5 protein-coding genes and 3 pseudogenes are annotated in these 12998 nt (G+C 64.7%); 5 read left to right on the forward strand and 3 right to left on the reverse strand.

Going from position 1 to position 12998, the window contains the following annotated elements:
* Positions 1-385 precede the first annotated feature (385 nt).
* From XAXN_RS11840 to XAXN_RS11865, 5 genes and pseudogenes are all read left to right on the forward strand, one after another.
* Complete coding sequence (locus XAXN_RS11840; protein WP_054319688.1) at positions 386-1621, forward strand: DUF418 domain-containing protein; 1236 nt, start codon at positions 386-388, stop codon at positions 1619-1621.
* Positions 1599-2879 (forward strand): NAD(P)/FAD-dependent oxidoreductase, encoded by a 1281-nt coding sequence (locus XAXN_RS11845; RefSeq protein ID WP_206416659.1) that lies wholly within the window; start codon positions 1599-1601, stop codon positions 2877-2879. Before XAXN_RS11840 ends, XAXN_RS11845 begins: the two co-directional genes overlap by 23 nt.
* Complete coding sequence (gorA, locus tag XAXN_RS11850; protein ID WP_054319689.1) at positions 2876-4246, forward strand: glutathione-disulfide reductase; 1371 nt, start codon at positions 2876-2878, stop codon at positions 4244-4246. The genes XAXN_RS11845 and gorA overlap by 4 nt, the downstream gene beginning before the upstream one ends.
* 431 nt (positions 4247-4677) lie before the next feature.
* Positions 4678-5084: pseudogene (locus XAXN_RS11860) on the forward strand (MGMT family protein).
* Between the two features lie 40 nt (positions 5085-5124).
* Positions 5125-5820 (forward strand): rhomboid family intramembrane serine protease, encoded by a 696-nt coding sequence (locus XAXN_RS11865; RefSeq protein ID WP_003486879.1) that lies wholly within the window; start codon positions 5125-5127, stop codon positions 5818-5820.
* A gap of 219 nt (positions 5821-6039) precedes the next feature.
* On the opposite strand, the gene XAXN_RS11870 is transcribed toward XAXN_RS11865, so the two are convergent.
* The 3 genes and pseudogenes from XAXN_RS11870 to XAXN_RS11880 all read right to left on the reverse strand — a co-directional run bounded on the left by XAXN_RS11870 (position 6040) and on the right by XAXN_RS11880 (position 12866).
* Positions 6040-8055, reverse strand: a complete 2016-nt coding sequence (locus XAXN_RS11870; RefSeq protein ID WP_054319691.1) for a M13 family metallopeptidase — start codon at positions 8053-8055, stop codon at positions 6040-6042.
* 191 nt (positions 8056-8246) lie between these two features.
* Positions 8247-10335 (reverse strand): annotated as a pseudogene (locus tag XAXN_RS11875) (M13 family metallopeptidase).
* Positions 10336-10724: 389 nt separating this feature from the next.
* A pseudogene (locus tag XAXN_RS11880) lies at positions 10725-12866 on the reverse strand (M13 family metallopeptidase).
* Positions 12867-12998 lie beyond the last annotated feature (132 nt).

Below are 12998 nucleotides of genomic sequence, written 5' to 3' on the forward strand. Positions count from 1 at the left end.
CGCGCGCAAGGTTGCCCACATGAAGCACAGAGGCCTCCCAACAGAGGCCTCGATCACCGGGATTGCCCTGAATGGGCAAAGCGATCTACGCGCCCCATCGTCTATGTGCATCCAACCTCCCGCGAAACGCGGGAACGGGGCTTGATCAGCGTTGCCTTAGGCAAGCACGCGCTCGCGTGGCGGTTGGACGGGTGGGACACATGCGCGTCACTGATGCAGGCCGGCCATCCGGCGCTGCTGAGGTGCAGGCGCTTCACGCGCACATCGGCCCATGCCTGCGGTTTGCCGCGGTGCGTGCATAATTGCTGTTGCAGACGGCCCGCCCCATCGGCGGGTCGTCTGCATTCTGCGGTGCGTGCCGCTGCATTTGGTTGGCTGAGCCGAGATGACCTCCCACAACGTGCTGCTCCCCACTGCTGCGACCGAGCGCATCGTCGTGCTGGATATCCTGCGCGGCGTGGCGCTGCTGGGCATCCTGCTGATGAACATGGAAGCCTTCGTCGGGCCGCTCGATCTGGCCATGACTGGCGTGGAGCCGCATTGGCATGGCGCCGACCGGGTCGCCGATGCGTTGGTCTACGTGTTCGTGCAAGGCAAGTTCTACACGCTGTTTTCGCTGTTGTTCGGCATGGGCTTTGCGGTGATGGCGCAGCGCGCCGGGCGCGCGTTCTTTGGCCTGTATCTGCGCCGCACCCTCGGGCTGTTGGCGATCGGGCTAGCCCACGCATTGCTGGTGTGGTCCGGCGATATTCTGGTGACCTATGCCCTGCTGGCGTTGCTGCTGCTGAGTGCGCGCAATGTGCCGACGGTGACGCTGCCATGGTTTGCTGCGTTGGTATATCTGTGTGCACCCGGGCTGACCCTGCTGTACAGGGTGGCAGGCGAGTTGGCGCAGACTGATCCCGATGCGATGGTGCAATGGAAAGCGGCGATGGCCGACGCCGCGCAGCAGGCGCTGGCGAACGTGCAGGCGCAGCGCGCCGCATTCGGCAGCGGCACTTACCTGCAAGCGACAGTGCAGCGCTGGCATGACTTTCAGGAAGCGATGACCGGTCTGAGCATCAACGGCCCGGCCATGCTCGGCATGTTCCTGCTCGGTGGTTGGTTCGTGCGCAGCGGTGCGATCGCCACGCCCGAGCGCTTCCCACGCGTGTTTGCCACGTTGCGCTATGTCGTGTTGCCGTTGGGGCTGGGCGTGATGCTGGCAAGTTACGCATTGGAGCCGTGGATCGATCCGGCGCGTCTGGACCTGCGCCTGTCCGGCGCCTTCGCGCTGTCGCTGATTGCAGGGCCATTGATGTGCCTGGGCTATGCCGCATGGGTGGTGCGCTTGGCACCGCGTCTGGCATGGCTTGCGCCAGCGGGGCGGATGGCATTGAGCAACTACCTGCTGCAATCGCTGGTCTGCACCGGCATCTTCTATGGCTACGGACTGGGCTATTTCGAACAGCTGCCGCGGGTGTGGCAATTGCCGTTTGCGCTGGTGCTGTTCGCGCTGCAGGTGCTGCTGAGCCGATGCTGGCTGCACTGGTTCCGCTTCGGGCCGATGGAATGGCTATGGCGCAGCGTGACCTATCTGCAGGTGCCGCCGATGTGGTGTGGCACTGGGCGCGCCGGGTAGCGCCTGCATGCACGGCAGCGGCGATGATGTGTTGGTGATCGGCGCGGGCGCGATTGGCCTGGCCACCGCGCTGGCACTTGTCGAAGCGGGCCGGCAGGTGTGTGTGCTCGATGCCAGTGCGCCCGGTGCGGCGACCTCCTACGGCAATTGCGGCACCATCACGCCGAGCCACGCACCGCCGCTGGCGGCGCCCGGCATGATTGCGCAGGCACTGAAATGGATGTTCACCCCGGATGCGCCGTTGTATATCCCGCCACGTCTGGATCCGGGGTTATGGCGCTGGCTGCTGCACTTCGCACGGCGCTGCAATGCGCGCGATTGGCAGTCCAGTGCGCAGGCGCGCGCGGCGCTGTTGCACGATGCGCGGCAGCGTTTCGACGTGTGGGTGGCGCGGTACGGGTTGGAGTGCGAGTTTCGCAACGACGGGCTGGATTACGTGTTCGGCGATGCGCGCCGCTTTGCGCAATACCGCGACGAATGCGCGCTGCTGGCGCAGTGGGGTATCCGGGCCGAGGTCATCGATGGTGCGGACTATGTACGCCAGGATCCCGCATTTCGCGATGGGATCGCCGGCGCGATCCACTTCCCCGGCGATGCGCATCTGCGCCCGGAGCAATACACCGCAGAGCTTGCGAGAGTGCTGCGCGCACGTGGCGTGGTGATCGATGCGCACTGCCGCGTGCAGGCGATCGTGCCCGATGGAGCTGGCAGCTGTGTGCAGACAGAGCACGGCAAGCGCCATGCGCGCGAGGTGGTGATCGCAACCGGGCCATGGTCGCCGGTGCTGGCGGCGCAACTTGGTTTGCGCTTGCCGGTGCAGGCCGGCAAGGGTTATTCGATTACCTACAGCGCGCCGCATCTGATGCCGCGCCGCCCGGTGGTGTTGAAGGACCGTTGGGTGTTCGTGGTGCCGTGGCGTGACCGCCTGCGCATCGGTAGCACGATGGAATTTTCCGGGCGCGATACGCAGCTCAATGCCACACGCCTGGCTGCGTTGGAGCGTGCAGCGGCCGACTATCTGCAGGCGCCATGCGGGCCTGCGGTGATCGAGCGCTGGTACGGATGGCGGCCGATGACCTGGGACGATGTGCCGGTCCTGGGCGTGGTGCCCGGCCATCCTCACGTCTGGCTCGCAGCCGGGCATGGCATGCTCGGCATCAGCATGAGCACTGCAAGCGGACAATTGATGGCCGACCTGATCACGGGCCGCGCACCCGCGCTGGACCCACATCCTTACCGGGCGGAGCGTTTCGCATGAGTGCGCCATACGACTACGACGTGGTGATTCTGGGGGGCGGCTCCGGGGGGCTTGCGGCGGGATTTCGCGCAGCAAAACATGGCGCGCGCGTGGCGATCATGGAGCCCAACGAATTGGGAGGCACCTGCGTCAATCTCGGTTGCGTGCCGAAGAAGGCGATGTGGCTGGCAGCCGATCTGGCCGGCAAGGTCGAGTTGGCCAGTGCGTTGGGATTCGATGTGCCGCGCCCGACCTTGGCCTGGCAGGAGCTGGTCACGCATCGGCAGGGATACATCGCCAACATCCATGCCAGTTACCGACGCCGCCTCAACGACGATGGTGTGGTGTTGATTCCGCAGCGCGGCGTAGTGCAGGACCGCCATACCGTCATGGGCAGCGACGGCGTGCCGGTGACCGCTGGCCATATCGTGATCGCCACCGGCGCACACCCATTACGCCCGGACGTGGAGGGCGCAGAACATGGCGAAGTTTCCGACGATTTCTTCAATCTCTGCCATGCGCCTGAGCAGGTCGCGATTATCGGCGGTGGCTATATCGCGGTGGAAATCGCCGGGCTGCTGCAGGCCTTGGGCAGCCGCGTGCATCTGTTCGTGCAGGGCGAGCGCTTGCTGGAACGCTTCGATGCGGAACTGACTTTGCAGTTGGCAGACAACCTACGCCATCTGGGCGTGCGGCTGCACTTCGGTTTCAACACGACCGCATTGGAGCGTGATATGCAAGGTGCGCTGCGCGTGCATGGGCATTCCGTGCATCCGCGCGAGCAAGGCAACGACGTCTTCGATAAGGTGTTTTTCGCGGTGGGCCGCCGCGCCAATACCGCCGGGCTGGGTCTGGACACCGTGGGCGTTGCGCTTGGCGACAAGGGCGAAGTGGTGGTGGACGACGGGCAGACCACCAACGTGCCGAATATTCACGCAATCGGCGATGTGAGCGGCAAGGTCGGACTGACGCCGGTGGCGATTGCGGCGGGGCGCAAGCTGATGGACCGCCTGTTCGGTCACCAACCGGATGCGCGCATGGACTACGAAAACGTGCCCAGCGTGGTGTTTTCGCACCCGCCGCTTGGCAATGTCGGGCTCACCGAAGAACAGGCGCGTGCGCGGTACAACGGCGCTGTGCGGGTGTACCGCAGCAATTTCCGCCCGATGCTGCACGCACTGGCCGACGCGCCGCAGCGCAGCCTGTTCAAACTGGTGTGCGTGGGCGAAGAAGAGCGGGTGGTCGGCGTGCATCTGCTGGGTGAGAGCGCCGACGAAATGCTGCAAGGCTTCGCACTGGCGGTGAAGATGGGCGCGACCAAGCGGGACTTCGACGAAACCGTGGCGATTCATCCGACCTCGTCTGAAGAGATTGTGTTGATGCATTGAGGGATGGGGTGGCGCGGTGGCGTCGCCGTCGCTATCGATGGTTGCTTGTCGTGTGGCGGCGCATAAGGCGATGCCGCGATCAACGCCCGACTGCAATCTCCAGTGGCAGCCGTACCCGCATCCGGCGCTGCGCGCCCCCTTCTCTCCCATGAAGGGGCAGTGTCCCGGAGGGATAAGGATTGAAGCCTCTGCCATCGGGGGAGGCCTCAGCACAAGCGACTCGTTGATCCAACTCGATCTGATGTTCAAAGCTTTTTGTACTCTGATCGGGGCGAATGACGACGTATTGCGTTGCCTGAGCGGTTTGCTTGCTGCGCCCGTACCCTCACCCCAATCCCTCTCCCGTGGGGAGAGGGACTTGCAACTTTCTCTTCGCGTGCAGGGCGATCCGCACGCGCACATGTAGCTCCGTCAGCTGGCATGCTTGCGCGATGTCCAGATCTCGCCATCCAACCGCGCGCGGCACTGCCAGCGTGCCTGTGCGTGCCGCCTCCAAGGGTGAGGCACTGTCCGGCGAGCAGGCGCGGCTGCGGATTCTCCAGGTGGTCCGCGCGATTGCCGTGGGCGAGGTGGCCGGTTATGGGGACGTTGCCCGGCGCGCCGGCCTGCCGGGCCGTGCGCGGCTGGTGGCACGCGTGCTCAGCGGCAACGACGATCCGCGCTGCCCTGGCACCGCGTAGTGCGCAGCGATGGCCGGATTGCCTTGCCCGAAGGCTCGGCAGGCTACCGCGAGCAATGCCAGCGCCTGCGCGCGGAGGGCGTCCAGGTGGAACGGGGCCGTGTGCGCCGGGCCAGCGCCGCGCAGCGGCTGGATGCGGCCGTGTGGGTGCCTTCATAAGCCTGCCGTTATCATCGGCAGCATTCCGAAGGATGCCGCCATGCCTCAACTGCCGCCCATCACCAAAGCATTACTGATCGCCAACATCGGCTTGTTCCTGCTGCAATGGGCGGTAGGCGACCTGGGCGCCGGCGTGTTGCCATCGGACAGCGTGTTGTCGTGGCTGATGTTGTGGCCGCTGTCCAACGGCTTCGATGCGTTTTCGCCGGGCGCCAGCTTCATGCCGTGGCAGCTGCTGACGTACGCGTTCCTGCATGGTGGCTTCAACCATCTGTTTTTCAACATGCTGGCGCTCTTCATGTTTGGCGCGCCGTTGGAACAGACCTGGGGCCAGAAGCGCTTTCTGACCTACTATCTTGTGTGCGTCGCCGGCGCCGGCCTGTGCCAGCTGTTGATGGCCTGGTTCACACAAAGCGGTGCGCCGGTGGTAGGCGCATCGGGCGGCGTGTTCGGTTTGCTGCTGGCGTACGGAATGCTGTTCCCCAATCAGCGCGTGATGCTGCTGTTCCCGCCGATTCCAATGAAGGCGCGCACCTTCGTGATCGTGTTCGGCGCGATCGAGTTATTGCTCGGGGCGACCGGTTGGCAGCCTGGCGTGGCCCACTTCGCACATCTGGGCGGCATGCTGTTCGGCTGGCTGATGATCCGCTACTGGCGCGGCCAGTCGCCATTCGGCGGCAGCGGCGGAAGGAAGGGCGGTGGCAAGCGCAAGCCGCCGTTGCGCGTGGTGCGTTGAGTCGGGCGATGCTGCGTTGTCGGCGTGATCCGTAGTAGCGGCCGTGGCCGCGGTGGGCGTTGCCGGGATTCCCTTGTCGCCGCCAGAACCGCGACCGGAAGGGTGGCTGAGGCCGAAGTCGGCATGGAGCGCAGACGACACGCCATCCCGCCAATGCCACAGAGACAAAAAAAGAGCGCGGAATCCGCGCTCTTTTTAATTGTCTAACCTTGGCGAAAATCAGCGCCAGAGTTCGATCTGGTCTGCATCCACGCGCTGCATCGGCTGGCCGGCCTTGCAGCTGAACGCTGCACCGAACTCGGGCAGGTTCGAGAGCGGGCCGTTGGTGCGCCACTGGCCCGGTGCGCGGATGTCGGCGCTTGCGCGCTGTACCGCTTCGTTGGGCGACAACTGCTGTGCCCACAGCCCGGCCCATGCGGTGAAGAAGGCCTGCTTGTCGGCCTCGGTGGCTGCCGGCTGCGCCTTGCTGAACGCCTGCCAGGCCAATTCGACGCCGGCCAGGTCGGCCAGATTCTCTTCGGCGGTCTGCGCACCATTGACCTTGGCGTTGGGCACGCCTGGGTAAGGGTAGGCCGAGAACTGCGTGGCGACCTTGTTGGTCAGCATCGTCCAACTCGCCTTTTCGGCCGGTGTCCACCAGCTGCGCAATTCGCCCTTGGCATCGACCAGCGAGCCCTTGGCATCGATCGCACGGGTGATCTCGTGTGCGACCAGCGCACCGTAGGCACCGTACTGCGCGGCCTGGGTACCGCCGGTGGTCAACACCGGTGCCTGCAACACGGCGGCAGTGACGATCAGGCGGTTCTGCGCGATGTCGTAGGCCACCGCCGGCTGCTGCGGCAGCACGTCCCAGCGACGGTCGGCGTTGCCCTTGCCGATGCGCTTCATCTCTTCGTGATGGCGCCAGGTCGAGGCGATCAGCATATTGCCGCCGAAGCTGCCGCGCCCCATCGGCTGCACGGTGTAATCCAGGTCGCGTCGCGGCGCGCCGACTTCGATCTTCATCGCGGCCAGCTTGGCCTTGGCTTCGGCCACCACCTCGCCGTTGCCCCAACCGCTGCGCTCCAGCGCGGCCAGCTGCGCATCGCGCACTTGGTCGGCGATGGTTTCGGCCTGGCGGCGGGTGTCGCTGCTCAGGTAGCGTGCCACGTATTCGCGGCCGAGCATCGGGCCGGCGGCCACGTTGATGGCGTCCAGCACCTGCTGCCAACGCTGCGGCGGCACCGCATCGCCACGCAGCAGACGGCCGCGGAACTGGTATTCGGCATCGTGGAAGCTCTTGGACAGGTACGGCGCCATCGCATCGCCCACGCGCCAGCGCAGGTAGGCCTTCCACTGGTCCGGCTTGATGCTGACGATCATGCTGTCGAGCTGCTTGAACATGGCCGGGTCGGCCATCGACACCAGGTCGTCCTTGACGCCCTGCGCTTCCAGGAAGTCGGCCAGGCGCAGGTTCTTGTACTGCTTGCTCAGTTCCTTGGTGGCGGTCGGTGCGTAGTTGTTGAACGGGTTGTTGATGCCCTGCACCGACTGCGCGCTACGCGCCAGCGCGGTTTCGATCTGCAGCACCGAGGCGGCATCGGCGTCGAGCTTGTCGGCGGCGGTGCCGGTGAGCGCCAGGATCTGCTTGACGTAGGCACGGTAGCGGCCCATCAGCGCCTGGGTGTCGGCGTCGGTGCGGGTGTAGAAGGCCGGGTCGGGCAGGCCCATACCGCCCTGCATGAAGTAACCGATATGGCGATCGAGCGCTTTCAGATCCACGTCCGGGCCGAAATTGAAGCCGACCGGAATACCGACCTGATGCAACGCGGCGATGGAAGCGGGCACATCCTTGGCCTTCTTGATCGCGTCGATGCGCGAGAGCAGGGGGGCGATCGGGTTGGAGCCGTCCTTTTCGACAGCCGCTTCGTCCAGGCCGCTTGCCCAGAAATCGCCGAGCAGCTTTTGCACGTTGCCCTGCGGGGCCTTCATCGATGCATCGAGCAATTCGCGCTGCTGCTGCAGGGCGCGCTCGGACAATTGACCCAGCGCGGTGACGGCGCCGGCCTGCGGCACGGGGTTGGCCTTGAGCCAGCTGGCGTTGGCGTAGTCGTAGAAATTGGTGCAGGCCGCCGAGACGGCCGGAGCCTTGGGCGCTGCGGCCTTCTTCTTGCGAGCGGCGTCGGCGTCGGGGGCGGACAGCAGCGAGATCAGGCTGAAGCCAAGAGCGAGGGCAAGCGGACGAATGGTGGGCATCGAGAAGAAGGGTGGCCAGATTGAGGTCGGCGGAGTTTAGCAAGGCTAGGTGCCGCGCAGGCAGGCGCGCGCGCCGGTTCGTGCTCGGTGCCGGCTGCGTGCATGAATGCGACAGGCCCACGCGTGCGGGCCTGTGCCACCAGGTGCCAGGTGCCATCGTAGTGGAAGCGCTTGCCGCCGCCGGTGCGGTCTTACCAGATCACCACGCGGTCTTTTTCTGGCCGCACCATCGCATCGCCGGCCTTGCAGGAAAATGCCTTGGCGAAGGAGGGCATGTTCGAGGGCGGCGCAATGGCGCGCAGGTTGGTCTGGCGCATGGGGGTCGCTGGCCAGGTAGACCAGTTGCTGCTGTTCACGTGTCTGCCCACGCCAAGTGCGGGCGTAATTCAGGAAAAAGCGTTGATCCGGGCTGTACCCGTCGATCGCGCCGGCCCGCTCCGGATGCGCGCGCAGATCTGCCTGCAACGCATCGTAGGCAACGTTGGTGCCGCCCAGGTCGGCGATGTTTTCGCCCAGGCTGAGCTTGCCATTGACGTGCACCGTGGGGTGGTCGGGCAGCGGCACGTAGGCATCGAACTGTTTGACCAGTCGCTCGGCGCGTTGCTCGAAGGCCTTGCGATCCTGCGGCGTCCACCAGTCGACATGGTTTCCGGCGCCGTCGAACTGCCTGCCCTCATCGTCGAAGCCGTGGGTGGCTTCGTGCCCGATCACCGCACCAATGCCGCCGTAGTTCAAGGCGTCGTCCGCGCTGGCGTCGAAGAACGGCGGCTGCAGGATTCCGGCCGGGAAATTGATGGAATTGGTGCTGGGGTCGTAATACGCATTGACGGTCTGCGGCGTCATCTGCCAGCGCCTGCGGTCGGTGGGCTTACCGATCTGGGCGATGTCGTAGTGATAATTGAATTTCGCTGCTGCCTGCAGGTTGCGGTAATACGCGCCGGGCACGATCTCCAGCCCCGACCAGTCGCGCCAGGTGTCGGGATAGCCGATTTTTGGCAGGAATGTCTGCCACTTGGCGATGGCCTTGGCTTTGGTTTCCGGGCTCATCAAGTCGACGTTTTCGATGCGCGCCTTGAGCGCAACACGCACGTTGTCCACCAAGTCGCTGGCGCGCTGTTTGGCTTCCGGCGTGAACACCTTGGCGACGTAGAGCTGCCCCAAGCCTTCGCCCATCGCGCCGTTGACCGTGCGTAATACGCGTTTCCAACGCGGCTGCTGTTCGGGTTGCTCGGACAGCGTTTTGCCGTAGAAGGCGAAGTTGTTGTCGACGAAGACCTTGCTGAGCTGCCTGGACGCATCGTCGATGGTGTGGAAGCGCAGATACGCCTGCCATTGTGCGATTGGCGCGTTCGCCAGCTGACGATCGAATTCAGCGAAGAACCGCGGCTGCGACAGGGAAAAGCCGGCACCGTTGTCGATGCCTTGCACAGCGAAGAAATTGCTCCATGAAAAGTGCGGCGTGAGTTTGTCGGCCTCGGCCGTGCTGACGAAGTGATACTGGTTCTTGGGGGCGCGCGCCTCGGTGCGTGTGAGCGAGGCGGCAGCCAGCCGCGTTTCGAGCGCCAGGACCTCGCTCGCCTGCGTCTTGGCGGCGTCGGCGGTGCTGCCGGTGAGCTCGAAGGATTTGGCGATATAAGCCAGATACGCCTCGCGAATGGGCGCGTATTCGGGGGAGGTGTAGTACTCCTTGGTCGGCAGGCCCAGTCCATCTTCCTGCGCGAACCCGATCTGTCTGTCGGCTTGTTTGAAGTCGGTACGCGCGCCGAAGTCGAAGACCAGCGCATCGCCTTCGGCAAAACGATGCGTGATGTAGTCGGCAACGTCCTTGCCTGAGGTCAGCGCGGCGATGGCCTCGAGCTGTGGCTTGATCGGTTGGTCGCCGGCCGCTTCGATGGCCGCTTCATCCATGCCGGAGGCATACAGCATGCCGATTTTGTGGGCGACAGGATTGGTCTGGGTGTCGGCCTGTTTTGCGGCGTCTTCGGCGATCTGGCGTTGGGTGGTCAGGCTGTTCTCCACGAGCACGTCGGAGACCCCCCAACTGGTGCGGTCGGCCGGGATGGGGTTGGCTTTTTTCCAACTGCCATTGACGAAATCGTCCAGGTTCCGGCACGCGCTGGTGGCTGTATCCAGTTCGCCGATATCGAACGCAGGTTTCGCAGCCGCTGGCGTCGCTGCAGGTGCCGAGGTCGCGGTTGTTCTGGTGTGCGCTTCGCGTTGGCAACCTGTCACGGCGACCAGCAGGGCGAGGGCAAGCGTGGAGGTCTTGGTGGGTGACATGGGCGGGCGCCAGTGTCTGGAATAAACGCCGAGCATAAGCGGACCCATCACCAGGGGCACGTGCGTTGAGTTGTGTTGAGGCTTGCATGCAGGCGCGATTGCAGATCGCACCGCATTGCGGCTGATGTTTGCGGCTCTTGCGTACAGACTACGCTTGCGGCCGGGCGCAACGATGGCATCGCGGCAGGATGTGCGTTGTACGCGTTGGTCGGCATGTGTCTGGCGACGCGTGCGTGCAGGAAAGATCATCTACTGCAGGAGCATGGCCTGCCTCGGTTGTTGGCGCCGGCTGGTGGATATGGAGAAGACGACGCGGGAAATACGGTGTGCACAAAGAAACGGGCGGCCATCTTTCGATGGCCGCCCGTCGTTTTACAGCGACTGCGCAATTACCAGATCACGACCTGCTTGTCGCCCTGACGCACCATCGCATCGCCCGCCTTGCACGAGAACGCGGCGGCGAATGCCGGCATGTTCGACGGTGCGCCGATGGCGCGGAAGTTCGCCGGTGCATGCGGGTCGGTCTTCAGGCGCACGACCAGTTCTTCCGGAGTGAAGTTGCGACGCCACACCGTGGCTCAGTTGAGGAAGAAGCGCTGGTCGCGGGTGATGCCGTCGGTCTTGGGGTCGTCCTTGCCGGCAGTGGCCGTTTTCATCGCGTCGTAGGCGGTATTGAGACCGCCCAGATCCGCAATGTTTTCGCTCAGCGTCAGGTCGCCCTTGACCTTGTCGCCGGCAGGCGTGCGGTAGCTGTCGAACTGCGCCACCAGCTTGCCGGTGCGTGCCTTGAACGCGTCCAGATCCTTCTGCGTCCACCAGCCCGGATCGGGGATGAAGTTGCCATCGGCACCGAAGCGGCTGCCCTGGTCGTCGTAGCCGTGGGTCATCTCATGGCCGATCACTGCACCGATGCCGCCGTAGTTCATTTCCTCCGGCGCATTGGGGTCGAAGAACGGCGGCTGCAGGATGGCGGCAGGGAACACGATCTCGTTCTGCAGCGGGTTGTAGTAGGCGTTGACCGTCTGCGGACTCATGCCCCATTCGGTCTTGTCCACCGGCTTGCCGATCTTGGACAGGTTCCACTTGTAGTTGAACTCCCGCGCGGCCATCACGTTGTCCAGGTAGCTGTCGAGGCCGGTGCTCAGGCCGTTCCACTCACGCCACTTCTCCGGGTAGCCGATCTTGGGCGTGAAGCTTTCCCACTTGGCGATGGCCTTGGTCTTGGTCTCCGGGCTCATCCAGTCCAGCTTTTCGATGCGGGCCTTGAGCGCGGTGCGCAGATTGGTCACCAAGGTTTCCATCTTGGCCTTGGAATCGGCCGGGAAGGCTACCTTGACGTACAGCTGGCCCAGCGCTTCGCCGGCCTGGCCGTTGATGGTGGCCAGCACGCGCTTCCAACGCGGCTTGATTTCCTTCTGGCCGCGCATGGTCTTGTTGTAGAACGCAAAGCTCTCATCGACGAACGGCTGGCTCAGGAACGGCGAAGCGCCATCGACGGTATGGAAGCGCAGGTACGCGCGCCAGATCGCCGGGTCGGTGTCGGCGATCATCTTGCTCACTTCCTGGTGGAAGGCGGGGATCGCCAGCGAGAACATCTCCGGTGTGGCCACGCCCTGCGACTTGAAGAACTCGGTCCAAGACCAGTTCGGGGTCCGCTTGTCGGCCTCGGCCGGGGAGATCGGGTTATAGGCCAGCGAGGCGTCGCGCGACATCTGGGTGCTGGTCTTGGAGACCTTGGCCAGGCGGGTTTCGAAGGCCACCACTTGCTTGGCCTGCGCGGCGGCATCGGCCGCAGCCACGCCGGACAGTTCCAGCACCTTGGCCACGTGCGCCTGATACGCCTCCAGCTTGGCCTTGTTGGCGGGGCTGGTGTAGTACTCCGGGTCCGGCAGGCCCAGGCCGCCCTGCATGGCATAGGCGATGTTCTGGCTGGACTTTTTGAAGTCCGCTTGGGCACCGAAGCTGAAAAGTTCGTTGTTGCCCTTGGCCGCGCTGCTGCGCAGATAGTCGACCAGCTTGGCCTGGTCGCTGATGGCGTCGATGGCGGCCAGCTCCGGCTTCAGCGGCTCGATGCCCTGCGCGTTGATCTTGGCTTCGTCCATGCCGGTCGACCATAGGTCGCCGACGATCTTTTCCACGCCGGTGGCCTTGCTGTCGGCTGCGGCCTGTTCCACCAACTGCCGCTGGATCGCATTGGAGCGCTCGTCGAGCATCTCGAACGCGCCCCAACTGGTGCGGTCGCTCGGCACCGGATTGGCGGCCAGGAACTTGGCATTGGCATAGGCGTTCAGATCGGTGCAGGCGTTGCTGTTGGGGTCCAGGTCGGCCACGGTGAAGTGGTTCACTGCCGGCAGCTTGCTCTGGTCCAGCGTCAGCGTCTTGGGTGCCGCCGGGGTGGTGGCCGCGGTGTCGCCCGCCGGGGCCGCAGGCGCGGCGTCTTCGGACTTCTTGCAGCCGCTCAGGGCGGTGGCCACGGCCAGGGTCAGCGTCAATAAATGAGGTGTTCGAATCACAAAGGACTCCAGAAGCATCAAAGGGAAGCCCCGTCGCCAGGGCCGTGGCCGGCACTCTACGCCTCGCTGGCCGGATGGCATGGTGTCGAAGGTCATGGGTGCGGGGTGTAAAGGGCCGGGCGAGGTGCCAGCTTTTGGCGCGCTGGTGCC

The sequence above is a fragment of the Xanthomonas axonopodis genome, from assembly GCF_001304695.1.
Classification (GTDB): Bacteria; Pseudomonadota; Gammaproteobacteria; order Xanthomonadales; family Xanthomonadaceae; genus Xanthomonas; species Xanthomonas axonopodis.